The following is a 24,193-nucleotide window of genomic DNA, read 5'->3' on the forward strand; positions in this document are numbered from 1 at the left end:
GGGTAAAGTCGTCAGCGACCGTCAGGCATTTCAGGCGGCGCCCGTTGGCCAGCGCGTCGCTGACGAAATCCATGCTCCATACCGCGTTGGGCGCCGTCGCAGACGACAGCGGCTGGCGCTCGCTGGGCGGCCTGCGGACCTTCCTGCGACGACGCACGGCCAGGTTCGCCTCGCGATACAGGCGGTAGACCTTCTTGTGGTTCACGGCCGGGTACTCCGGACGCAGCAGGTCGTGCAGGCGGCGATAGCCGAACCTGCGGCGCACCTGCGCCAGTTCGATGATGCGCGCCGACAGCGCATGGGTCGCAGGCGTCTGTTCGGGCGGATGGCGGAAGGCGTCGCGGGACAGCCCCGCAAGGCGACAGGCCCGGCGCTCGCGCAACATCGTGAGTTCGAGCATGCGCCGGACCGCCTCGCGCTTGCGTTGCGGTGCTAGCGTTTTACCCCGAAGCCGACCCTCAGCGCTTCGATGTCCAGTGCGCTTCAGCCAGCAACCGCTTCAAGCGGTTGCTCTCCGACTCCAGCTCCTTCAGGCGCTTGGCGCCTTCGGCCTCCATGCCGCCGTACTTGGCCCGCCAGGCGTAAAAGCTGGCCGGGCTGAAGCCGTGTTGCCGGCCCATCTCCGCTACCGCCATGCCGGCCTCGGCCTGCTTGATGAAGCCGATGATCTGTTCCGTGGCAAAGCGACTCTTGCGCATGTCCGTCCTCTTTGGATGACGGACTCTACCTGGCTTCGAGTGGTACGGCTCAGTGGGGGCAGGTCAGTAGCTCCCTGTTCTCACGTTCGAGCTCCTTGACGCGCTTGGTCTCAGCCGTCGTAACGCCGGAACGCACGCCGCTGTCGATCTCGTGCCGCTGCACCCAGGTCAACAGCGTCTGCGGGACACAGCCGATCTTCGGCGCAATCGACTCGATGGCCGCCCACAAAGACGGGTACTCGGCCCGGTGCTCTTGCACCAGCCGGACCGCCCGCTCACGCACCTCTGGGGAAAACTGCTTCGACTTGCTCATGGCTCCATTCTCTCAAGAGTTGGAGCCTCCACGATTCCCGGGGCGGTTCAAGTTGATCGACGGCGCAGCGCTCCTCTACCTCCTTCAGGACGTCGGCCTCAACGCGCGAATTCTGATGTCGCAAGATGATTCGTCCCACTCTTAGGTAAGTCGGTTCAGGGATCGTAGTCGAGGATGGGTGCCAGCCAGCGTTCAACGTCGGCGACGGGCCTGCCCTTGCGCGCGGCATAATCCTCGACCTGGTCACGACCGATCCGGCCGACCACGAAGTAGCGGCTCTCCGGATGGCTGAAGTAATAGCCTGAGACCGCCGCGGTCGGCAGCATCGCCATGGATTCGGTGAGTTCCATGCCGGCGTTGGTTTCCGCCTGCAGCAGGTCGAAGAGCTTCCGCTTCTCGGTATGGTCGGGGCAGGCCGGATAACCCGGTGCCGGACGCACGCCGCGGTATTGCTCGTCGATCAGTGACGGGTTGTCGAGGCGTTCGCCGGCAGCGTAGCCCCAGATCGTCGTGCGGACCCGCTGGTGCATGCGCTCGGCAAGCGCCTCGGCCAGGCGGTCGGCCAGCGCCTTGAGCAGGATGACGCTGTAGTCGTCGTGGCTGGCACGGAAGCGTTCCACATGTCCGTCGATGCCGATGCCGGCGGTGACGGCGAAGGCGCCGATCCAGTCCTGTCGTCCACTGTCCCGCGGCGCGATCCAGTCGGCCAGGCAGAAGTTTCCGCGCTCCGCCGGCTTGTCGGCCTGCTGGCGCAGGAAGTTCAATGTCGCCGCCGTCCCACCCTGCCCATCGTCGATGACGACGTCGTCGCCGACCGCATTGGCTGGCCAGATGCCGACGACCGCACGCGCCTGCAACCACTTGTCGTCGATGATCCGGCGCAGCATCGCCTGCGCGTCGGCATACAGCGAGCGCGCGTGTTCGCCGACGACGGCGTCGTCAAGGATGGCCGGGAAGCGGCCGGAGAGTTCCCAGCTCTGGAAGAACGGCGTCCAGTCGATGTACGCCAGCAGGTCTTCGAGCGGATAGTCATCGAACACGGTCAGGCCCGGCTGCCGCGGTGTCGGTGGCTCGTATGCGGACCAGTCGATAATCGGTCGACGTTCGCGCGCGACGTCGAGGGCGACGATCTGCTTGCCCGGACCGCGCTCGCCATGGCGGCGGCGCACTTCCGCGTAGTCCTCGCGCAGCGCGCGTTCGAACTCGGCGCGCTGGTTGTCGGATACCAGCGATTGCGCCACGCCCACGGCGCGCGAGGCATCCTTGATCCACACCGTCGCCGCGTTCGAATACGCCGGCTCGATGCGCAGCGCCGTGTGTGCGCGCGACGTGGTGGCGCCACCGATCAGCAGCGGGATGTCGAAGCCCTGGCGCTGCATTTCGCGCGCGACGTGCGCCATCTCGTCCAGCGACGGCGTGATCAGGCCGGACAGGCCGATCATGTCGGCATCGTGCTGGCGTGCACTGTCCAGGATGGCCTGCGCCGGTACCATCACGCCCAGGTCGATGACTTGAAAGTTGTTGCAGGCGAGGACCACGCCGACGATGTTCTTGCCGATGTCATGGACGTCGCCCTTCACGGTCGCCATGACGATGCGGCCGTTCGGCTTCTGCGCCTGGCCGGACTTCTGCTTTTCAGCTTCGATGAAGGGCAGCAGGTGGGCGACCGCCTTCTTCATCACGCGCGCGGACTTGACGACCTGCGGCAGGAACATCTTGCCGGCGCCGAAGAGATCGCCGACCACGTTCATGCCGTCCATCAGCGGCCCTTCGATGACGTCCAGCGGACGGGCTGACTGCTGGCGCGCCTCCTCGGTGTCCTCGACGACGAACTCGTCGATGCCGTGGACAAGCGCATGCGACAACCGCGCCGCCACCGGCAGCTCGCGCCAGGCCAGGCGCGCGCCGTCGTCGCTGCTGCTGCTGCCCTTGCCGCCGCGGTACTGCCCGGCGATTTCCAGCAGCCGTTCGGTGCCGTCCGGGCGGCGATTGAGGATCACGTCCTCGACGCGCTCGCGCAGTTCAGGGTCGAGGTCGTCGTAGATCGCCAGCGCGCCGGCGTTGACGATGCCCATGTCCAGGCCGGCGCGGATCGCGTGGTAGAGGAACACGCTGTGGATCGCCTCGCGCACCGGTTCGTTGCCGCGGAACGAGAACGACACGTTGGAGATGCCGCCGGAAATATGCGCGAGCGGGAACCGCCGGCGCAGTTCACGCGTCGCCTCGATGAAATCCACCGCGTAGTTGTTGTGTTCCTCGATGCCGGTGGCGACGGCGAACACGTTGGGGTCGAAGATGATGTCCTGTGGCGGGAAGCCGACTTCGCCGGTGAGGAGGTGATACGCGCGGGAAAGGATTTCGACCTTGCGTTCACAGGTGTCGGCCTGGCCCTGTTCGTCGAAGGCCATGACGACCACGGCGGCGCCATAGCGGCGCACCAGTCGTGCCTGTTCCAGGAACGCTGCTTCGCCTTCCTTCAGGGAGATGGAATTGACGATGGCACGACCCTGCGTGCACTTAAGGCCGGCTTCGATGGCGCTCCATTTCGAGCTGTCGATCATCACCGGCACGCGGGCGATGTCCGGCTCGGCAGCGATCAGGTTGAGAAACGTGGTCATTGCCTTGACGGCGTCGAGCAGGCCCTCGTCCATGTTGACGTCGATGACCTGCGCGCCGCTTTCGACCTGCTGGCGCGCGACCTCGACGGCCTTGTCGTACTGGTCGGCCTGGATCAGCTTGCGGAAGCGTGCGCTGCCGGTCACGTTGGTACGTTCGCCGACGTTGATGAAGTTCAGTTCCGGGATCAGGCGCAGCGGTTCCAGTCCGGACAGGTGCGTGCGGTCGTCCGGCTCCACCGGCCTGCGCGGTTCGATGCGACGGGCGACTTCGGCGATGGCGCGGATGTGCGCCGGCGTCGTGCCGCAACAGCCGCCGACGATGTTGAGCAGGCCGTCGCGCATGAAGCCGCCCAGCGTCTGCGCCATGTCGTCGGGCGTCTCGTCGTACCCGCCGAAGGCGTTCGGCAGGCCGGCGTTCGGGTGCGCGCTGACGTGCGCCGAACAGGCGGCGGCAATGGCCTCGACGTGCGGACGCATGTCATCGGCGCCGAGCGCGCAGTTCAGGCCCACGCTGAGCGGTCGCGCGTGTTCGACCGAATAGAGGAAAGCTTCGGCGGTCTGGCCGGACAGCGTGCGGCCGGAGCGGTCGGTGATGGTGCCGGAGATCATTACCGGCACGCGTACGCCTCGTTCGGCGAACACTTGGTCGAGCGCGAACAGCGCCGCCTTGGCGTTCAGGGTATCGAAGATGGTCTCGACCATCAGCGTGTCGGCGCCGCCGTCGAGCAGGCCGCGCGCGGATTCGCGGTAGTTCTCCGCCAGTTCGTCGAAGCTGACGTTGCGGAAGCCGGGATTGTTGACGTCGGGCGACAGCGAGGCGGTGCGGCTGGTCGGGCCGAGGACGCCGATGGCGAAACGCGGCTGGTCCGGCGTGCGGTCCGACCAGTGGTCGGCCGCGGCGCGCGCCAGGCGCGCCGCCTCCAGGTTGATCTCGTAGGCCAGCTCTTCCAGGCGGTAGTCCGACTGGCTCAGGCGGGTGGCATTGAAGGTGTTGGTTTCCACGAAGTCGGCGCCGGCCTCGAAATACTGCTCGTGGATGCCACGGATGATGTCCGGGCGCGTGAGGACCAGCAGGTCGTTGTTGCCGCGCAGCTCGTGGTGGTGCTGGCGCAGGCGTTCGCCACGGAAGTCGTCTTCGGACAGGCCGTGCCCCTGGATCATCGTGCCCATGGCGCCATCGAGGACGAGCACGCGACGCGCCAGCGCCCGGTGCAGCAGGTCGACGCGGGCGGGATCAAGCCAGGGCAGGGCGCTCATCGATGGAATCCTTGGAAGTCGTGTGCAGCGAGGGTTCGCGATACAAAAGGAGAGGATCGTGGTCCGGACGGGATGCGTCGGCGCCTTTGGAAGCCGGCACCTGGCAGGCGGACTCGCGCTAGCGTCGCACCGCCAGCAACGTGAGGATTTCGAAATGCGGCGGCCTGCGTTCGCGCGAGCCAAGCTCCAGCGCGATGATTTCCAGGCCCGCGGCCTGGCAGTACTTGCGCAGGTCGTCGCGACGGAAACCCATATTGACGTGGCCGTAGGGCTTCACGGCGGCCGTGTGCGCGTGCCGGCTGAGCGTCGTCGCCAGCATCCGTCCGCCCGGGCGCAGCACGCGCGCGGCTTCGGCGATGGCGCGCGCCGGTGTCGCGCTGTAGGTGAGCGCATTGAGCAGCAGGACCAGGTCCACGCTGCCGTCGGCGACCGGCAGCGCGTGCATGTCGCCGATATCGACGCGCACGTTCGCCAGGCTGCTGAGGCGTTCACGCGCTGCGGCGACGACGCGTTCGGAGATGTCGAGGCAGGTGATGCTGCGGGCGCGCGGTGCCAGCAGTTCGGCGATCACGCCATCGCCGGAGCCGACATCCAGCACGTCGCCGGGTTCAAGCAACCGGGTGAAGGCGCGCGTCAGGGTTTCCCAGGTGCGGCCGGGTGAATAGTGCCGTTCCATGCTGCCGGCGACGCTGTCGGCCCAGTCGCCGCCGCGCCGTTCCGCCAGCACCAGCTTCAGGCGGCTGGCGTCCTGGTCGAGCAGGGCATCGTCGAGCTGCGCTGCCAGCGCGTCGAGCAGGCTCGCTGCACCGGGGTCGATGCGGTCATTGGCACGATAGAAGGCCGAGACACCCTGGCGCCGGTCCAGCACCAGGTCGGCCTCGCGCAGCTTGGCCAGGTGGGTGGAGACGCGCGGCTGCGCCAGTGCGGTGATCGCCGACAGCTCGGCCACGCTGAGCTCTTCCACGCGCAGCAGCGCCAACAGGCGCAGGCGCGTCGCGTCGGCGAGGACGCGCAGCAGGCCCGATCCGTCTTCCAGTTCCATCGTTTGATCGCGATATAAGGATGGGTCAGCCTAGCGATCAGGGATGGGACGGTCAAGGCGTGGACGCGTAATGCGAACTTCGTCCTGAATCGCGCTAGGCTAGGCGGCAAACGACGGGGAACAGGGGGGTGGTGATGATCCGTGCAAGGGTGGCTTTGGCGCTGTTTGTTGCGGGCGCGGCGTCGGCGCAGGCGCAGCCGCGCATCGCGGTGACGGAAATTGACCGTGCCCAGTTGCCGGCGGAGGAATTCCGGCTTGACGGTCTGAGCCGTAATGGCGAGCCGACCTGGTTGCGCCTGCGGCAAATTCCCGCCTTCACGCCTGATGCGCGGCTGGTCGTGGTTGGTCCGGATGGCGCCGAACGTGAGAGGACTGTGCCGGAGCTACGGCATTTCGCGGGCACCGAACGGGGACAGGCGGGCGCGCGCGTGTTCATGTCCCTTGGCGGCGATGGCAGCATCCGTGGCTGGGTGACGAGGGGGTCGCAGGTCGAGGCATTCGCACGGCCGGCCGGGTCCGGCGGCGCCAGCGTGCTCTCGCTGCAGCGACTGGAGATGGGCCGTGGGGACGGCGACGGTTTCAGCTGTGCTGCGGACGACCTCGGGTTGGCGCCGGAGCCGGAAGCCCTCGCTGCCGCCGTTCGGGCGTCCGGTACAGCGGAGCCGAGTGGCTCGGCGCCCAGGATGGCGCGCATCGCCGTGGAAACGGACCTCTCCTACCTGGCGCTGTTCGATGGCGACGTGGACAAAGCCACACGCTATGCGGTCGACATGATCGGTTTCGCCTCGGCGACCTATATCAACGAAACCGGTTATGGCCTGGCGGTGACGTACCTCCGCTTCTGGGAGGGCTCCGAACCCTGGGTGCAGACCAGTTCCACCCACTGCCGCCTTTTCGAGTTCGGCCAGTACTGGAACGTCCACATGGAGGATCTGCAGCGCTCCACCGCCGTCATGTTCTCGGCGCAGACACCACGGGGCGGTCTCGCCTGGTTCCCGTCGCTGTGCAGCTCGTCGTTCAACTCGGACATCACCTATGCCAATTGTCCCGGGATGACCGGCTCACTCAATGTGGGCGGCGCGTATGCCTACGTCGGCGGGATGTACGGCTCCTTCAATCCCGCGCAGCCGCAGGTCATGTGGGACAGCATGGCTACCGCTCACGAGATCGGGCACAACCTCGGGTCGCCGCATACGCATTGCTACGCCAACTATCCCGGCAACGGTGCGCCCGTGGTCGACCAGTGCGCCACCGAGGCCTCGTCCAGCTCGAGCCAGTGTTACGAGTCGGGTCCAACCTCGCTGCCGGGGCCCCAGGGCCAGGGCAGTGGCACGCTGATGAGCTATTGCCATCTGCAGCCCGGCGGTTTCGGCAACGTCACCTTTACCCTCGGTGCAGGCCACCCATGGGGCGACCAGCCGGAGCGGGTGCCGGCGCGCATTGGCGCGTATGTGCAGCAGCGGGATCTCGCAGCACCGGGATGCTTCTTCAGTGACGGGATTTTCGCTGACGGTTTCCAGTAGGCTTGGCGCCATTGTCGCTGCTCCATGTTCGAGGGATAGCCCGTCGATGTACTTCCTGATCAAGTCGCTGCACCTGCTGTTCGTCGTGGCATGGATGTCGGCGGTGTTCTACCTGCCGCGCATCCTGGTGAACCTCGCCGAGGACGGTGGCCAGCCTGCCGTCCGCGACCGCCTGGTGCTGATGGGTCGGCGTCTGTACCGCTTCGGGCACACGGTGTTCGGACTCGCGGTGCTGCTGGGGCTCGGGCTCTGGCTCCACTACGGCATCGGCGGCGGCTGGCTGCACGCCAAGCTGGCGCTGGTGGTCGTGCTGCTGGCCTATTTCATCTGGACCGGCGTGATGCTCAAGCGTGCCGCCGCCGGCGGTGCGCTGCCGTCTTCGAAGCGGTTGCGCCTGGTCAACGAGCTGCCGGTGCTGCTGCTGTTGCCGGTGATCTGGCTGGTCCTTGCCAAGCCGTTCTGATCAGGCCGCGCGCAGCGCCCGCGCGAAACGGCTGAGGCCGAACCACAGCACCGCCAGCGAAAGGGCGGCGATCAGGCCGCCCCAGAACCAGTGCGGCAGGAACAGTGCGTGCGCGATCTGGCCGGTGTCCGAGGGCATCCGCCCGGCCGCCGTGCTGGCCTCGGCGGTGAACAGGTAATCGACACTGGCGAACGCGGCCAGGCTCAGTTCGATCGCCAGGAAGCAGGTGCCGCTCTGGATCGCCAGCGGTGAACCCCTGGCCAGCAGCAGGGCAAGCGCTGCCACGACCGCCAGCGCGAGCAGGATGCCGACCGGAGTGCGCAGCCAGAGCGCAAGGCAAAGCAGCAGGAGTCCGGCGAGGATCAGCAGCGCCCGGCGCGCCGAAGCCGGCTGGCGCGCCGACAGGAACAGCGCCAGCGCCGCGAACGGCGGGGCCAGCGGTCCACCAGCGGCGATGATCGCCCGGCTCAGGCGCGAGCCGCTGCTCATCGTGCTGGCCACGCCCGACCCGTCGGCATAGACGTCCAGGCGCACGAATTCCCCGCCACACAGGATCGCCGCCAGTCCGTGGCCGAGTTCGTGGAACAGCGTCGCCAGCACCTGCAGCGGCCAGGCGATCCACGACAATGAGGGAAACACCAGCGGCAGCACCAGCACCACGAGGCTGAGGCCGGTCGCGGTGGCGAGGGCTGAGAGTGCGTTGCGGCGGGTCATCGTTGCGCAGCTTAACCGCATCGGATCAAGGAGCGGCGCCACTCTCGACTTCCGCGCAAGGAAGCGGCAGGGTCATGGCCACAGCGAAAGTGACGATGCCGTTCCGGCGCGCGTCCTTGCCGCAGGCGATCCGGTGACGCCCGCGCGCTGTACCCGGTTTCCCCCGTGGCTCGACGGAGTGAAGGCATGCAGTGGGACAACACATTGCACGGACTGCTGGTGGCGCTTGGCATTGGCCTGCTCATCGGCCTGATCCAGGAGAACCGCGAGGACGACAAGCGGCCGTTGCTGGCGGGCGTACGCACGCACGCGCTGGTGGCGATCCTTGCCGCTGTCGCGGTCGGACTGGGCCAGTGGGTGCTGATCGCCGCGCTGCTGGTCATCGGCGCGCTGGTCGTCGCGTCCTACCTGCATGCCGGCGACGGCAGTCCTGGCATCACCAGCGAGATCGGCGTGCTGGTGACGGCGATGCTGGCGGCGCTGGCCAGCCTGCGTCCCGACCTGGCCACCGCGCTCGCCGTGGTCACCGCGGGCCTGGTGTACGCGAAGCGTCCGCTGCAGCGGCTGGCGCGCGAAGTCATCAGTCCGCGCGAGATCAACGATGCACTGCTGTTGGCTGCCGCGGCACTGGTCGTGTTGCCGTTCCTGCCCGACGAACCCGTCGATCCCTGGGGCGTGCTGGTGCCTTCGACGATCTGGCGCATGGTGGTGCTGGTGATGGCGGTCGGCATGCTGGGCCACATCGCCATCCGCCTGGTCGGCGGGCGCTGGGGCTTGATGCTGGCCGGATTCTTCGCCGGCTTCGCCTCCTCGACGGCGACCGTGGTGACGTTCGGCCAGCGCGTACGCGAGCATCCGGAGCAGCGCATCGCCTCGATCGCGGCGGCGTTGCTCGCCAACCTTGCATCACTGTCGCTTTTCGCCGCGGTGATTGGCGCCGGTTCGGCGGCGCTGCTGCGGGCGACGATGTGGCCGCTGCTGGCATCGGGGACCGTCCTGCTGCTCGCCAGCGCCATTGCCTGGCGGCGCAATCCACCTGGGGACGAGCCCATGCGCGAGCCGGACGCGCGCGCCTTCAGGCTCAGCCATGCGCTGCTGTTCGCGGTCATCATCACCGTGGTGCTGCTGGCATCGACGGCGCTACGCCATCTGTTCGGTGATGCCGGCGCCATCGCCGCGGCCATGGCGGCCGCCATCGGCGAGCTGCGGGCCGCCGCCGCCGGCCTCGCACAGCTGGTCGCCGTCGAAGGCGTCGAGCTGGGACTGGCGCGCTGGGGCGTCATCGGCATGCTGGTGACCAGCACGCTGGCGAAATCGGTGATCGCCTGGATGGCGGGCGGTCCGCGCTACGGGCTGGCGGTGTCCGCGGGCCTCGTCGCGGCGCTGGCCGCTGCCGTCGGCGTGGCTTTGTGGCCGATGGCGGCGGCCTGATCGTCCGGCCGGGTTGAATGCCGACCAGGCGCTGCGGCGTCGTCCGCGGCGTCCGGCAAACGCGACGGTCAGGCCGGATAGTCCACGGCGACGATCAGGAAGCGCGCACATCCGCCCGGCAGTTCCGCTTCGATCTCGTCATCCTCGCGCTTGCGCAGCAGCGCGCGCGCCAGCGGCGAATCGACGCTGATCAGCCCGCCGCGTGCATCGGTCTCGTCGGGGCCGACGATGCGATAGCTGTGCGACTCGCCCGAGGCCAGGTTCTCCAGCGTAACCCGCGCACCGAAATACACGGTGTCGCGGTCCTTCGGCGCCGCATCGACGACCTTCAGCTGCGGCAGCCGCTTGCTCAGGTAGCGCACGCGGCGGTCGATCTCGGCCAGCTGCTTCTTGCGGTAGGCGTACTCCGCATTCTCGGAACGGTCGCCCTCCGCCGCCGCAGCCGCGAGCGCGCGCACGACTTCCGGACGGCGCAGGCGCCACAATTCATCCAGCTCGGCCTTGAGCCGGTCGTGGCCTGCGCGCGTGATCAGCGCGGTGGAACGTTCGGGTGGCGGTCGCCAGCGGCTCATTGCGTCTATGCAGGGATGGACCCGGGAGCGGGGCCGGCAGTTTACGGAACCGGATGCCGGATGGCCCGACCAGGGCGATAATCGCGTTCAGACAAGGAGGAAACGGCCGGAATGGGCATGATCGGAGCGGGAATCGCAATTGCAGTCGTCGTGTGGGTGATCTGGATGTTCAACAGGCTGGTCCGCCTGCGCAACCAGGTCCGCACGGCCTGGGCCGATATCGATGTGCAACTGACGCGTCGCCATGATCTGGTGCCGCAGCTGGTCGCGGCCGTGAAGGGCTATGCCGACTTCGAGGCGGCGACGCTGGAAAGCGTCACGGCGCTGCGCAACCAGGCCATGGCGCTGCATCGACCGGGCCCGCTCGGCGATGTCGAGGCCTCGCTCGCGCTTGCGCTCGGCAAGGTGTTCGCGCTGCAGGAGGCCTATCCGGACCTCAAGGCCAGCGGCAATTTCCAGCAGCTGCAGCGCGACCTTGTCGATGTCGAGGAACACCTGCAGTACGCGCGCCGCTACTACAACGGCGCCGTGCGCGACTACAACGACGCCGGCCAGCGTTTCCCTGACCTGTTCATCGCCCGTGCCTTCGGTTTCGGCCAGGCCGAATTCTTCCAGGCCGAGGGCGCCGCGCGCGCGGCCGTCGCCGTGGAGCTGCCGTGATGCACTGCAATCGCTGGGTGATGCGCCTGCTGGACTGCCTGTTGCCGGCCTGCCTCCTGCTGGCAGGCCCGGCGAGGGCGGCAGAGTGGATCCAGGACTATGACGTGCACATCCGGATCCTCGCCGACGCGAGCCTGGAGGTCACCGAGAACATCACCGTCACCGCAGAAGGCCGCGACATCCGCCGCGGCATCTATCGCGATTTCCCCACGCGCTACGAGGACCGCTTCAACAATGCCGTCGTCGTCGATCTCGACGTGCTCGGGGTCGAACGCGATGGCCGGGCCGAGCCCTGGTTCACCGAGCGCATGTCCAACGGCGTGCGCATCAACACCGGCAACGACGATCTGCTGCCGGTGCCGGCGACCTACCGGTTCACCATCCGCTACCGCACCACGCGCCAGCTGGGATTCTTCGGGGACCACGATGAGCTGTACTTCAATGCCATCGGCCACGGCTGGCTTTTTCCGATCCGTGCCGGGCGCGTGCGCGTCGAGCTGCCCGCGCCGGTCCCGGTCGGGCAGATGCAGGCGGAAGCGTATGTCGGCGCCCTGGGTGACCGCGGCCGCAGCTACACCGTGGACAAGCCTGAACCCGGCGTGGCGGAGTGGTCGCTGACGGCGCCGCTGATGCCCAACCACGGCATGACCATCGTGCTGACGTTTCCGAAAGGCCTGGTGCCCGAACCGACGCGCGCGGAACGCTTCGCGTGGCTGCTCAAGGACAACCGCGGCCTGCTGATCGCGCTCGCTGGATTGCTGGTGCTGCTCGGGTATTGTGTCCGGAGCTGGATCAAGGTCGGCCGCGACCCGAAGAAGGGCGTCATCATCGCCCGCTACCAGCCGATGCAGGGCTGGAGCCCGGCGGCAATGCGCTACCTGGTCAAGCGGGGACTGGATGCCCGCTGTTTCACCGCCGAGGTGCTGTCGCTGGCGGTGAAAGGGCATCTGCGCATCGAGTGCGATCCAGCGGCCGGCAAGGACGGCTGGATGATCCATCGGGTGACGCCGTCCCCGGGCGCGCAGGCGCCAGAGCTGGCGTCCTCGGAACAACAGCTGCTTGACAGCCTGTTCCCGTCCCTGAGTTCCACGCTGCAGCTGAAGTCCACCAGCGCGCCGGTCCTGCAGACGGCACAGACCCAGCAGCGGCTGAACTTTGAAAACGCCTTCGCCAAGCGCTACTACCATCGAAACCTTGGCCATGTCGGCAAGGCCGTGCTGATCGCCGGCGTGGCGGACGTGGCGGCGTTCCTTTTTTCCGGTGGTCATGGCCTGCCGGCGATCTTCCTGGTGACCGGGCTCATGATTGCTGTGGTCGCGATATTCGTCTGGCTGATCGAGGCGCCCACGACGCAGGGGCGCAAGCTGCTCGACGAGATCGAAGGACTGAAGATGTACCTCAGTGTCGCCGAGCGCGACGAACTGGCCGGCCTGAAGGGACCTGACGCGCCCCCGACCCTGGATGCCAGCCACTACGAGCGGCTGCTGCCCTATGCGGTCGCGCTCGATGTCGAAGATGCCTGGACGAAGAAATTCACGCTGGCCGCCGGTGCCGCCGCAGCGGCGGCGGCAACCGGCGCGATCGCCTGGTACAGCGGGGGTGGCCCGAAGGACCTGGGCAGCCTCAGCAAGGCCGTCGGCAGCGGCCTGAGTTCGGCGATCGCCTCGTCGTCGTCGCCGCCGGGCAGTTCGTCCGGCAGTGGCGGCGGTGGTTTTTCCGGGGGTGGCGGTGGTGGCGGCGGCGGTGGCGGTCGCTGACCGCCACCCGTCCCGGCTTTCCCGGCGGACTCAGCGCCTGCGTCCGCCGGCGATGCCACCGAGCACGCCGCGCAGGATCTGGTTGCCGAGCTTGGTGCCAACGGTGCGCATGGTGGATTTGGTCATCGCTTCCAGCGCGCCCTGGCGACGCTTGGTGCCGAACATCCATTCCTTCATTTTCGACATGAGGCCGCCTTCCTCGCCGGTCGGCGGCGGTGCGGTCGGCGTGTTCGGCGCATTGGCCGTCGCCGCTTCGGCCTGCGCCAGCAGCTTTTCGTAGGCGGACTCGCGGTCGATGGCGGTGTCGTACTTGGCACCCACCGGCGAACGCAGCTTGATCGTGTGTCGCTCCTCCGGCGTGATCGCACCCATGCGGCAACGTGGCGGGGCGATCACCGCCTTCTGTACCGGCGTCGGGATGCCTTTGTCGTCCAGCGTCGAGACCAGCGCTTCGCCCACGCCCAGCTCCAGCAGCGTTTTCGCGACGTCGACGTTCGGATTGGCGACGAAGGTTTCGGCGGCGCTGCGGATCGCCTTCTGGTCGCGCGGCGTGAAGGCGCGCAGGCCGTGCTGGATGCGGTTGCCGAGCTGGCCGAGGATGGCGTCGGGCACGTCGTCCGGCAGCTGCGTGCAGAAATAGACGCCGACGCCCTTGGAGCGGATCAGCCGGACGACCTGCTCGATGCGTTGCACCAGTGCCGGCGGCGCATCCTTGAACAGCAGGTGCGCCTCGTCGAAGAAATACACCAGCTTGGGTTGCGCCAGGTCGCCCACTTCCGGCAGCGTCTCGAACAGCTCGGACAGCAGCCAGAGCAGGAAGGTCGAGTACAGCCGCGGTTTCAGCAGCAGGCGTTCCGCGCTGAGCACGTTGATGATGCCGCGGCCACTCATGTCCTGGCGCATCAGGTCGATCAGTTCCAGCGCCGGCTCGCCGAAGAAGGCTTCGCCGCCGTCCTGTTCCAGCCGCAGCAGCGCCCGCTGGATGGCGCCGATCGACGCCGGATTGACCAGGCCGATCGCCGCGGAGATCGTCTTGCGGTGGTCGTTGACGTGGTTGAGCAGCGCGCGCAGGTCCTTGAGGTCGAGCAGCAGCAGGCCTTCGCGATCGGCCACCTCGAAGGCGACGGCGAGGGCGCCGGCCTGGACGTCGTTGAGTTCCAGCACGCGGGCCAGCAGGGTCGGGCCCATCTGCGTGACCGTGGTACGCACGGGATGTCCCAGCTCGCCGAACAGGTCCCAGAAGATCACCGGACTGCCTTCGCTGCGGTAGTCCTCCAGGCCGATCATCTCGACGCGTCCGGCGATCTTGTCATTCATGGTGCCGGCCTGGGACAGGCCGGCGAGGTCACCCTTCACGTCGGCGAGGAACACCGGCACGCCCAGGCGCGAGTAGGCCTCGGCGAGCACCATCAGCGACACCGATTTTCCGGTGCCGGTGGCGCCGGCGATCAGGCCATGGCGGTTGCCGTACTTCGGCAGGAATTCGACGGGCAGGTCGCCCATGCCGATCCGGATCTGGGTCATGCGGGTGCCCCGTGCAGAGTCATGGCCGGCAATTCTAACCCGCCGTTCCAGCCCGCAGTACGTGCGTGCCCTGCGCGCAGGCGCGACGTGTCCGGACTGTTTTCACCTCGCGATCAGAGGATGCCGATGTGTTGCAGCCATGCCATGGCGTCGTCCGTCCAGCGATGGGAATCCTTGCCATGGCGATGGACGCCGGTCTCTTAGAGCCGCAGCGTGACGTCGACACCGGCGGCTTTCATGGCGCGCCCGTACACCTCGGCGTAGTGCACCGGGTCGATGGGTTCGTCCCTGGCATGGACGAGCAGGGTGGGCGGAATCGCCGGGCACCTCGATGTCCGTGTTCAGCAGCTTCACCGCGTCCGCGCGCGGCGTCATGTTCCGGTGTTCCATCCGCCTGCGCCGCACCCATCGGTAGACCCGCCCGAGCCCGAATATCCGGATTACGACCGGCTCGGCGCGCCGCCGGCGCCTCCACCAGCCACTGCGTCATGGGGCGGGGATAGACCGGGATCGCGAAGTCCAGCCTCAGGCTGGCCTGGTCGGCTTCATCGATGGCTGCGTAGGTGCGTGTCGCGAAAGCCGTGCTCGACAGCACCGCAAGACTGCCGCCGGCCGAAAAACCCATCGCGCCGATGCGGTCGGGATCCACGCCCTATCCGCCTGCGTTGTGGCGGACCGGTGCCATCGCCCGCTGCGCATCCTGCAAGGCCATCGGGACCGGTGGTGTGTCGCGTCGACGCGCCTGGCGATTCCCGTTGCAGCCGATGTTCGGCACCCGGTACCTGATCAGCACGAAGGTGATGCCGGCGTCCGTAAGTCGGGCGCAGCCGTCAGCGCCGTCCTGTCCGATCGTGCTGTGCGCGCCGATGCCCAGCCTCGTGCAGCCGCCATCCGGAAAAACCAGAACCGTCGCGCGCACTGAGCGCGCGCCAGGCCGGTCGAGCAGGAACGACGGCTGCGTGAGTGCGTCCGGCTCGTGACCGATGGCGCGGATGCCGTGTTGAAGCACCTTCGAATCTTCGCGCCAGAGCGGGACTTCTTTGGAGCCGCCTCGCAGGGCTGGCTGGATTGGCCGGGGACGTCGGTTCGGTCCCGGCAACGCCGCCGGAGACCGCAGGGGCGCTCGCCGTCTACAGGATCAGGGCTGCCGTGTTCAGCATGGCCTGCGGCAAGCGGAAGCCAGGACGAGGCATGGCGGCACGCTCGTGGCTGCGATCAGCGTGGAATCGTTCCGCTTGTCCATCGACCACGCGCGGGCAGGCGGGTGCCGCGCGCCGCTCGTCGGTATCGTTGTTAACGACGGGATGACCCGGCGCGGGGACCGGTCCGTCCGCGGGCCGGCGGCGTGCTGTACGGAAAGCGTCCGTACACGGGAGTGTCCGGGAAGGCGCGGGCGGGAACATCGCCCCGTTCCGCACGACGGCTGCCCGCAAGGGATGGCCGCTCCGGGTCGCCCGATACACGCGGCCGGGTATCCGACCACCCGTGCTTCCCGGCGCCGGCGCCATCAGTGCTGCGATCCGGAGGCCGTTGGCGATGCCGGCTCGAAAGAATCGGCGAAAATGACGTCATCGATCCGGCGGACGTCGATGTTGTCGACGCTGATCAGGCTGTTCGTGGGGGTATTCCACGCCATCCCGACGAGCAGGCCACCGATGCCGCGGCCGTCAGGCGCGACGCCGAAGGCGCGATCGGTGACGCGCGGCACGTCATTGACCCACAGGGTGTAGATGCGCTGGTCCATGTCGTAACGCCAGTGCAGCTTCACCAGCGAACCCGGACTCCAGATGCCGCCGACGCTGGTGGCCTGGCCGGCGGCATCGGAAATGGTCATGCCGCCTGATCCGCCCAGCGTGATCGTCGAGTACGACCGCGCCGCGCCGCCATGCTCGCGCAGGTAGACGTTGTACTGGCTCCAGCTGCCGGGCACGAGGTCGATGCGGATGTCCACGAGGCCGTCGGTGACTTCCTGCTCGCCAAGGAACGAGAAGCGGACGGTCGCGGCAGTGATCGGGTCGCCAGCCCAACCGATGTCCAGTGACGGCGTCGGAAATGCGCTGTTGCGGACGATCGCGCTCAGGAGCGAGGGCACTTCGAACGGCTGGCCGGCAGCCGCACCGCCCTGGCCGATCGGGGTATCCAGCGGAAGCGCGTTGAAATCGGCCTGCAAGAGGATGGTGCCGCCGGTGGCTTCCGGATCGGCGATCTCATCGGCCAACGCCGGGTCAGGCACGCCTGCTGACGAAAGCGCGGCGAACGTCGACAGGCAGAAACCCAGGCAGGTCGAGGCAAAAGGGTGTTTCACGGTCATTCTCCTTGTTGTGGTGCTCGTCCAGGTGAAGCGGTGTCCAGGGTCGGCGTGGTGTTCGCTGCCGGTAGCCGCGAGAACCGTGGACGCCAGGTCGGGTGGCGTTGGGCGGCAACGTCCCAAGACGATGGCGCGACTGCCGGATGTGGGGGCAAGGCGCCGGGACAGGTCCCATCGCCTCAGGACCGGCGCATCGTGGCGCAGTGCAGTGGCGGCGGCACAGTGCAATAGGTTGGGTGCCGGCCGGGTGGAGCGGAATCCGCAGCTTCCGGTGCCCGGGCAGCGATCCCGCGTCCGCATGCCGAAGGCGTTTACCGGCGAGCTGTCTGGTTGTGTCTCGGCGTCAGGTCCGGCAGCGGCCGCTACGGCACGATCCGGACAAAGCGGTAGCGGTCGATGCCATGTGTTCCCGGCTGGTACGACGTACCGTTGGCGATATAGGTCTCGCTGCGTTCGATGGTGTCGCGGTCGACGAGCTTCAGTGAGAACGCGTGGACATGGGATCGCCCCGGGATCTGCACATTCAAGCCGTCGACAAACTGGAAGTGGTGGCCGCTTTCCTCATCGCTGCCGATATGTCGCAGGCTGGGCGCATTGCCCTGCGGGCAGTAATGCGTGGCGACCAGATGGTCCCCGTCCATTGTATAGATCGTCATTGATTCGCGACCCTGTCCCATCGTCCATGTTTCCACCAGGGCCGATCCCCCGGCGGTCAGCCGGAACTCGACTGTCGTCGAACTGCCCTGGACATCGGGACGCCAGTGACCCTGCAGGGATTTCAGGGTCTCGAAGGTGTCAAGGCCATGGCTTTCGGCCGCTGCACCTGTCGTTGCGACAAGCGCCAAAGCCAGCAACATCCGATGCGATTTCATGTCGATCCCGCCACAGGGTGGATGCTTGACTTTACTGGCACGCGCGTCGGCGGGGAACGCGGGGTCGGGATGGCCAGGACGGCCCGGCATACGCGACATGCTGCGGCCGAAGGCTCCGGCAAAGCCGGGTGTCGGGAAGCAGCGGGCGCCTTGCGCGACGACGCCCGCCAGCGTCCATGGCTCGTCAATTGCGTGGTTGGCGTGGATCCTTGTCGCTCAGCAACGCGCGCGTACCGGTGCCTTCGAAGATCACCACGGTCAGCTCGCCCGGGTTGACGTCGAGTGCCGCGTTCCCGCCGATGTCGACGCCAACGTTCCCGAGGACGCGGCGGGTGCGCAGGTCGATCGTATGCGTGCCGGCGGGGAGCGCGGTGACGGTATTGATCGAAACGGCGTGGAGCGACGGGTTGCTGGCGAAATTTCCAATCTGGATCCGGTTCCAGCCACCTTGCGGCAGGTACGCATCGTTGACGTAGATCACGGCGTCCACGTCGGCGTAGTAACCGGCGGTCGGGTTGGTGGTCAGGGCGCCGATGCTGGCAAGAATCTGCACCGTCGACGGCGACTGCAGGGTGAAGGTGACGGACATGCCTGGCTGTATCGTCGCCACGTTGCTGGTGACATTCTCACGTCTGGCGGTACCCCTGGCATGAAGGACCTGCACCACGCCGCTTGGGCCCTGCGGTCCTGGAGGTCCCATCGGTCCTGGCTGGCCGTCGGCACCCGCGGCGCCAGCGGGACCGGCGGGACCTTGCGGGCCGTCCGCACCGGCGGGACCGACAGGACCCGCGGGGCCTTGTGGGCCCGGCGGACCGTCGGCCCCCGCTGGGCCCTGCGGACCTGCAGGACCCTGTGGGCCTATAGGGCCGACGGGTCCGGCTACCCCCGCGGGTCCTTGCGGACCGGCGGGGCCGGCAGGACCGACCGCGGTGCCCGGTGCGCAGGGGCCAAGCGCGCCGGCGCTGTCGAAGCACAGCACTTCATCGCCGTCGGCTGCGGCCGGCAGGCCGGGAATCACGCCCGCATTGCCCGATCCACCGTACGTTCACGGCGAGCCGAAAGAATGCGTGCGGGGCGCGCGTGCGAGCGTGCACCCGGGCGCTGTATCGGGCCAGCCTCCGCTCTACCTCGTGGCGCCTGCGCAGGCCGCCGACGCTACGGTGCCGGAAAAACCCGGCTGCAATGCCCTCGGGGTCCGCGGAGCGGGCCGGGTCAGTCCTGCCCGGTTTCCGCCGCGAACAGTGCCAGGATCGTATCGGCCTCGACGAAGTCGCCCGGCGTGGCGCGCAGCTCGGCGATGGTTCCGGCACGCGGCGCGCGCAGCATCAGTTCCATTTTCATCGCTTCCATGACCAGCAGCTCCTGGTCGGCGACCACGATGTCGCCGGCGGCGACCTTGAGCGCGACGATGCGACCGGGCATCGGCGCCAGCACGCGATCGCTGCCGCCGCTTTCGCCGGCCGTCCATGCGTAGGGCGCCGCTTCATGGATGCGGTAGCGGCGTCCATCAATGAACACCAGCCAGTCATCGCCACTGGCGCGCACCCGCAGGCGGTGGGCGACGGTCGCGTCGCGCCAGGTCAGCCACTCGCCATCGTGCTTGACGCCCTCGACGACCCATTCCGATTCGCCCTGCTGCACACGGTACTCGCCGCGGCTGCCCCAGGCCGACACGTCGATGCGGGTTTCATTGAAGTCCATGGCCAGTGCGCGTCGGCCGGGATGACCCAGGCGCCAGGCGTCGGCGATCGACCAGGGCGAATGGGGATCGCCCGAAGCGGCCGTGCCCTGGCTGGCGGCATCCTCGCCGCGCAGCAGTTCCGCCAGTGCCGCGGCCAGGATCGCCCGGTCCGGCAGCGCGTCGTCCGCAGGAATGAATTCGTCGAGATGGCGGTCGAGATAGCCGGTGTCGATGCTGGCACCGGTCACCGAGGGATGGCTGACCAGTGCTTCCAGGAAGGCGACATTCGACTTCGGGCCGACGACATCGATGTCCGCCAGGGCTTCACGCAGCTGGCGCAGGGCGGTGTCGCGGCCCTCGGCCCAGACGATCAGCTTGGCGATCATCGGGTCATAGAACACGCTGACGGTGTCACCCTCGGTCACGCCGGCATCGATGCGCAGGCGGCGGCCATCGGCCTGCGGCAGGTGCAGGCGCTGCAGACGCCCGGAACCGGGCAGGAAGCTCTGCGCCGGGTCTTCGGCGTACAGGCGCAGTTCGATGCTGTGTCCGCGATGGTTGATCTCCTCCTGGCGCAGCGGCAACGGTTCGCCGGCGGCGACACGCAGTTGCCATTCCACGAGGTCCAGGCCGGTGACCTGTTCGGTAACCGGATGCTCGACCTGCAGTCGCGTGTTCATTTCCATGAAGAAGAACGCACCGTCCGGTGCGACGATGAATTCGATGGTGCCGGCGCCGACATAGTCCACGGCGCGTGCCGCCGCGACGGCGGCCTCGGCCATCGCTGCGCGGCGTTCCGGCGTCAGGAACGGCGACGGCGTTTCCTCGAGGACCTTCTGGTAGCGGCGCTGCGCCGAACATTCGCGTTCGCCGACATGGACGATGTTGCCGTGGCGGTCGCCAAAGACCTGGAACTCGATGTGCCGCGGCGTCTCGACGTAGCGTTCCAGGATCACGCGCGTATCGCCGAAGGCGGACGCCGCTTCACGTTGCGCGCTTTCCAGCGCCGCCGGGAACTCCGCTTCGCCGCGCACGATGCGCATGCCCTTGCCGCCGCCGCCAGCGGCCGCCTTGATCATCAGCGGGTAGCCGATCCGCCATGCCTGCGAGGCGAGGTATTCATTGGCCTGTTCGTCGCCGTGGTAGCCCGGCACCAGCGGCACCCCGGCCCTGTCCATCAGCGACTTGGCTTCCGCCTTCGAGCCCATTGCCTGGATGGCGGGAAGGTCCGGGCCGATGAAGACGATGCCCGCTTCGGCGAGCGCACGCGCGAACGCCGCGTTCTCGGACAGGAAGCCATAGCCCGGATGCACGGCCTGTGCCCCGGTGCGCCGTGCCGCCTCGATGATCGCGTCGCCGCGCAGGTACGACTCCGCCGGCCGCGAACCACCGATGTGCACGGCTTCGTCGGCCATGCGTACATGCAAAGCCGTCGCATCGGCGTCGGAGTACACCGCCACCGTGCGGATGCCGAGCCGGCGGCAGGTTCGGATGATGCGGCAGGCGATCTCGCCGCGGTTGGCAATCAGGATGCGATCGAACATGGCGTGCGGGCGCTCTTGGCAGATTCGGGCGATGGGCCTCAGGCCCAGGAAGGCTTGCGCTTGTCGAGGAAGGCGGTGAGGCCTTCCTGGCCTTCCGAGGACACGCGCAGGCGCGCGATCAGCTCGGCATTGTCCTCGTCGAGCATGCGTTGCGCCTTGGCATCCGGATGGGTGACGCGCTGGACCAGCGCCTTGGCTTCCGTCACCGCGACCGGGCCGGCGTTGCGGAACAGCTTCACCTGCGCGTCGACGGCGGCGTCGATCTGGTCGGCGGCCACGACCTGGTGCACCAGACCGATGGCAAGCGCCGTGGTGGCATCGAAGAGCTCGCCGGTGAGGAACCAGCGCCGCGCCTGGCGCGCACCGATGGCGTCGATGACATAGGGAGAGATCGCCGCCGGCACCAGGCCCAGGCGGACCTCGGTGAGTCCGAAGCGCGCGCTGTCGGCGGCGATGGCGATATCGCAGCACGCGACCAGGCCGACGCCGCCGCCGAACGCCGGACCGTTGACGCGGGCGATGGTCGGCTTCGGCAGGTAGTTCAACGTCCGCATCAGCTCCGCCAGCTTGCGGGCGTCGCGCTGGTTTTCCTTTTCGTCGGCGCCAGCCATGCGGCGCATCCAGTTCAGGTCGGCACCGGCGGAGAACGAGGCGCCTTCACCGGTAAGGACCACCACGCGCACGGCCGGATTCTCGGCCAGCGCCTTCAGGCGCTCGGTCAGTTCGGCGATCAGCGCGTCGTCGAAGGCGTTGTGGATGGCAGGGCGCGACAGGCTGAGCCAGGCGATGCCGTGCTCGATCCGGCAGGATGTCGATGGATTCATGGATTCCCCGTAGGCTTTCTGCCCCGAATGATAGCCCGATGCGACGGGTGAACCCGTGCCGGAACGGGGCGGGGCTGCGGCGAGGCGCTGACGCTGGCCACGGCCGGTGCCGCAAGATCCGCGCCTTGTCATATAATGAGAAGCGTTCGCAATCGGCTATTGGCCGCTTGCCTTGGCTATCCGGAATTTCTGAGGACATCAGATGGGCAACATCGGCTCACGAACCGTCGCGCTTGGGGTGCTGGCCTGCATCCTGGCCGCCTGCCAGCCGCAGCAGGGCGCCACACCGGCGGCCGATCCGGCGCCATCACCATCGCCCGTCGACGCCGGGTCCGCCACGCCGTCGCCTTCCTATACCGAAGAGGTCGAGGCCTATCGCGCCTGGGTGCAGGAACAGGTCGCGCAGCTGCAGATCGATGTGCAGGCCTTCGCCGCGGCCATCCGGGCCGGGCGCATCGACGATGCCCGCAGGTTGTACGCAGGCAGCCGCCAGGGCTGGGAACGCATCGAGCCGGTGGCCGAACTGTTTCCTGATCTCGACCGTCGCATGGACGCGCGCGCGGATGATTTCAAGCTCGCCGAGGCCGATCCGGAATTCAGCGGCTGGCATCGCCTCGAACACGCGATGTTCACGCTGCAGACGCTGGAAGGCATGGCGCCGTTCGCGGCGCAGCTGGTGGCCGATGCCGCCGAGTTGCAGGCGCGTCTGCCCGACATGGATCTGCCGCCCAGTGCCGTCGTCGGTGGCGCCGCCGAACTCGTCGAGGAAGTGGCGGCCGGCAAGATCAGCGGCGAGGAAAACCGATACGCCGGGACGGACCTGTGGGACATCCAGGCGAACATGGAAGGTGCGCGCAGGATCGTCGAACTGTTCCGTGCGCGGATCGCCGAGCGCGATGCCGGCTTGCTGGCCGGCATCGAGGAAGGCTTCGAAGAAGTCGATGGCATTCTTGCCGCATACCGCTCCGGCGATGGATGGGCGCACTACAGCGCGCTGAATGACCGCGACCGCAACAGCCTGCGCGGCGTGGTGAACCACCTGGCCGAACAGCTCGCGCTGCTGCGCGGCACGTTGCACCTGGATTGAGCCGCCATGGTGGTGAAGGACGGAACAGACAACGGTGACGCCGCGCGTCCCGGGGAACCGTCGCGGCGGCGCCTGCTGAAATCGGGTCTTGCGCTGGCGGGCGCCGGGGCCGCACTGGTCGCCGGCTGCAGTCGCGGCGTCGGCCAGACGTCTAGTGCCGAGCACAGCGGCATCCACCAGCGGCAACCGGTGTTCGGTGCGCACCAGTCCGGCGTCACGACGCCAACCCAGGCGGCCGCCATTGTCGCGGCCTTCGACGTGGTCGGCGCCGACCGTGGCCGGCTTGCGCGTCTGCTTCAGGTGCTGACCCGGCGCATCGCATTCCTGATGGAAGGCGGGCCGGTGCCTGAGCGTGACCCGCGACTGCCGCCGCTGGATTCCGGCGTGCTTGGACCGGATGTGTTTCCGGACAATCTCACGGTGACCGTCGGCGTCGGCGCCTCGCTGTTCGACGACCGCTTCGGACTGGAGGCCGTGAAGCCCAGGCAGCTGATCGAAATGCCGGCATCGCCGAACGATGCGCTGGATGCCACCTGGTGCGATGGCGACATCGTCCTGCAGATCTGCAGCAACACGGCGGAAACCAACCTGCACGCGCTGCGCGACCTCATCAAGCACGGCGCCGGGCTGATGAACCTGCGCTGGAGCATGGATGGCTTCCTGCCGCCGCACACGGTGCAGAAGCTGGGCAAGGATTCGGTCATCAACCTGATGGGCTTCAAGGACGGTACGGCCAATCCGGATGCCAGCGACGCGGCGCTGATGGATCGCCTGGTGTGGGTCCAGCCGGACCAGGGCGAACCGGACTGGGCGATTGGCGGCAGTTACCAGGTCGTGCGCCTGATCCGGAATTTCGTCGAGTTCTGGGATCGCACGCCGCTGCGCGAGCAGGAGCGCATCTTCGGCCGGCACCGCGCGACCGGCGCACCGCTGGGTCGCAGCCACGAACACGACCCGGTCGATTTCAGCAACGATCCCGATGGCCGCATCACGCCACTGGACTCGCACATCCGCCTGGCCAATCCGCGCACGCCCGGCAGCCGGCAGATCCTGCGCCGCGGGTTCAACTATTCGCGTGGCATGACCCGTGCCGGACAGCTCGACCAGGGTCTGCTGTTCGTGTGCTTCCAGAACGATCTCGACGACGGCTTCATCGCCATCCAGCGTCGACTCGACGGCGAGCCGCTGGAGGAATACATCAAGCCTTTCGGTGGCGGGTTCTACTTCGTGCTGCCGGGTGTGCCGGGGCCCGTCCATTACCTCGGCCAGTCGCTGATCGAAGCCGCCTGACCGCGACGGCCCGCC

General features: G+C 67.8%; 18 protein-coding genes and 2 pseudogenes. 7 read left to right on the plus strand and 13 right to left on the minus strand.

The annotated features are described in order from the left end of the window. The 4 genes and pseudogenes from EDC25_RS09025 to EDC25_RS09040 form a co-directional block, all read right to left on the minus strand. Nucleotides 1–698, minus strand: a pseudogene (locus tag EDC25_RS09025) (transposase); the annotation flags it as partial. Between the two features lie 67 nt (nucleotides 699–765). Continuing rightward, a pseudogene (locus EDC25_RS09030) lies at nucleotides 766–1,011 on the minus strand (transposase); the annotation flags it as partial. Nucleotides 1,012–1,166: 155 nt separating this feature from the next. Further along, nucleotides 1,167–4,886 carry a methionine synthase gene (gene metH / locus EDC25_RS09035; protein WP_123522994.1) on the minus strand — a complete coding sequence of 1,240 codons (3,720 nt, stop codon included), beginning with the start codon at nucleotides 4,884–4,886 and terminating at the stop codon, nucleotides 1,167–1,169. Nucleotides 4,887–5,004: 118 nt separating this feature from the next. Then, the gene (locus tag EDC25_RS09040) at nucleotides 5,005–5,928 is read right to left on the minus strand and encodes an ArsR/SmtB family transcription factor (protein WP_123522995.1); all 924 of its coding nucleotides are present in this window, start codon (nucleotides 5,926–5,928) and stop codon (nucleotides 5,005–5,007) included. A 134-nt stretch (nucleotides 5,929–6,062) separates the two neighbouring features. On the opposite strand from EDC25_RS09040, the gene EDC25_RS09045 reads away from it, so the two are divergent. Together EDC25_RS09045 and EDC25_RS09050 are read left to right on the plus strand one after the other, a co-directional pair. Further along, nucleotides 6,063–7,451, plus strand: coding sequence for a M12 family metallo-peptidase (locus tag EDC25_RS09045; RefSeq protein WP_240639731.1), 1,389 nt, complete (start codon nucleotides 6,063–6,065; stop codon nucleotides 7,449–7,451). A gap of 46 nt (nucleotides 7,452–7,497) precedes the next feature. Beyond that, nucleotides 7,498–7,914: a CopD family protein gene (locus EDC25_RS09050; RefSeq protein WP_123522997.1), complete on the plus strand. Its 417-nt coding sequence runs from the start codon at nucleotides 7,498–7,500 to the stop codon at nucleotides 7,912–7,914. On the opposite strand, the gene EDC25_RS09055 is transcribed toward EDC25_RS09050, so the two are convergent. Beyond that, nucleotides 7,915–8,628 carry a M50 family metallopeptidase gene (locus EDC25_RS09055; protein WP_164484183.1) on the minus strand — a complete coding sequence of 238 codons (714 nt, stop codon included), beginning with the start codon at nucleotides 8,626–8,628 and terminating at the stop codon, nucleotides 7,915–7,917. A 186-nt stretch (nucleotides 8,629–8,814) separates the two neighbouring features. Here EDC25_RS09055 and EDC25_RS09060 point away from each other — a divergent pair, with 186 nt between their 5' ends. Then, nucleotides 8,815–10,059 carry an MgtC/SapB family protein gene (locus tag EDC25_RS09060; protein ID WP_123522999.1) on the plus strand — a complete coding sequence of 415 codons (1,245 nt, stop codon included), beginning with the start codon at nucleotides 8,815–8,817 and terminating at the stop codon, nucleotides 10,057–10,059. A 68-nt stretch (nucleotides 10,060–10,127) separates the two neighbouring features. Here EDC25_RS09060 and greB read toward each other — a convergent pair whose 3' ends face one another. Continuing rightward, nucleotides 10,128–10,631, minus strand: coding sequence for a transcription elongation factor GreB (greB, locus tag EDC25_RS09065; protein WP_123523000.1), 504 nt, complete (start codon nucleotides 10,629–10,631; stop codon nucleotides 10,128–10,130). A gap of 117 nt (nucleotides 10,632–10,748) precedes the next feature. On the opposite strand from greB, the gene EDC25_RS09070 reads away from it, so the two are divergent. After that, complete coding sequence (locus EDC25_RS09070; protein WP_123523062.1) at nucleotides 10,749–11,291, plus strand: LemA family protein; 543 nt, start codon at nucleotides 10,749–10,751, stop codon at nucleotides 11,289–11,291. Beyond that, a complete protein-coding gene (locus tag EDC25_RS09075) occupies nucleotides 11,291–13,048 on the plus strand; it encodes a DUF2207 domain-containing protein (RefSeq protein WP_123523001.1) in 1,758 nt (585 codons plus the stop codon). The genes EDC25_RS09070 and EDC25_RS09075 overlap by 1 nt, the downstream gene beginning before the upstream one ends. Nucleotides 13,049–13,078: 30 nt before the next feature. Here the strand turns inward: EDC25_RS09075 and EDC25_RS09080 are convergent, their stop codons facing one another. The 7 genes from EDC25_RS09080 to EDC25_RS09110 all read right to left on the minus strand — a co-directional run bounded on the left by EDC25_RS09080 (nucleotide 13,079) and on the right by EDC25_RS09110 (nucleotide 21,801). After that, complete coding sequence (locus EDC25_RS09080) at nucleotides 13,079–14,572, minus strand: helicase HerA-like domain-containing protein (RefSeq protein ID WP_123523002.1); 1,494 nt, start codon at nucleotides 14,570–14,572, stop codon at nucleotides 13,079–13,081. A gap of 652 nt (nucleotides 14,573–15,224) precedes the next feature. Continuing rightward, nucleotides 15,225–15,581, minus strand: coding sequence for a hypothetical protein (locus tag EDC25_RS09085; RefSeq protein ID WP_123523003.1), 357 nt, complete (start codon nucleotides 15,579–15,581; stop codon nucleotides 15,225–15,227). Nucleotides 15,582–16,079: 498 nt separating this feature from the next. Continuing rightward, a complete protein-coding gene (locus EDC25_RS09090; protein ID WP_132577437.1) occupies nucleotides 16,080–16,877 on the minus strand; it encodes a hypothetical protein in 798 nt (265 codons plus the stop codon). A gap of 365 nt (nucleotides 16,878–17,242) precedes the next feature. Next, complete coding sequence (locus EDC25_RS09095; RefSeq protein WP_132577438.1) at nucleotides 17,243–17,752, minus strand: hypothetical protein; 510 nt, start codon at nucleotides 17,750–17,752, stop codon at nucleotides 17,243–17,245. A gap of 184 nt (nucleotides 17,753–17,936) precedes the next feature. Continuing rightward, complete coding sequence (locus tag EDC25_RS15030; protein WP_240639729.1) at nucleotides 17,937–18,341, minus strand: hypothetical protein; 405 nt, start codon at nucleotides 18,339–18,341, stop codon at nucleotides 17,937–17,939. Nucleotides 18,342–18,964: 623 nt separating this feature from the next. Next, nucleotides 18,965–20,977 carry an acetyl/propionyl/methylcrotonyl-CoA carboxylase subunit alpha gene (locus tag EDC25_RS09105; protein ID WP_123523007.1) on the minus strand — a complete coding sequence of 671 codons (2,013 nt, stop codon included), beginning with the start codon at nucleotides 20,975–20,977 and terminating at the stop codon, nucleotides 18,965–18,967. A gap of 38 nt (nucleotides 20,978–21,015) precedes the next feature. Beyond that, nucleotides 21,016–21,801 carry an enoyl-CoA hydratase/isomerase family protein gene (locus tag EDC25_RS09110; protein WP_123523008.1) on the minus strand — a complete coding sequence of 262 codons (786 nt, stop codon included), beginning with the start codon at nucleotides 21,799–21,801 and terminating at the stop codon, nucleotides 21,016–21,018. 202 nt (nucleotides 21,802–22,003) lie between these two features. On the opposite strand from EDC25_RS09110, the gene efeO reads away from it, so the two are divergent. Beyond that, entirely contained in the window at nucleotides 22,004–22,888 is an 885-nt protein-coding gene (efeO, locus tag EDC25_RS09115; protein WP_123523009.1) for an iron uptake system protein EfeO, read from the plus strand. A 6-nt stretch (nucleotides 22,889–22,894) separates the two neighbouring features. Then, nucleotides 22,895–24,178, plus strand: a complete 1,284-nt coding sequence (efeB, locus tag EDC25_RS09120; protein ID WP_123523010.1) for an iron uptake transporter deferrochelatase/peroxidase subunit — start codon at nucleotides 22,895–22,897, stop codon at nucleotides 24,176–24,178. Nucleotides 24,179–24,193 lie beyond the last annotated feature (15 nt).

Source organism: Pseudofulvimonas gallinarii (assembly GCF_004343305.1).
GTDB classification, from domain to species: Bacteria; Pseudomonadota; Gammaproteobacteria; order Xanthomonadales; family UBA2363; genus Pseudofulvimonas; species Pseudofulvimonas gallinarii.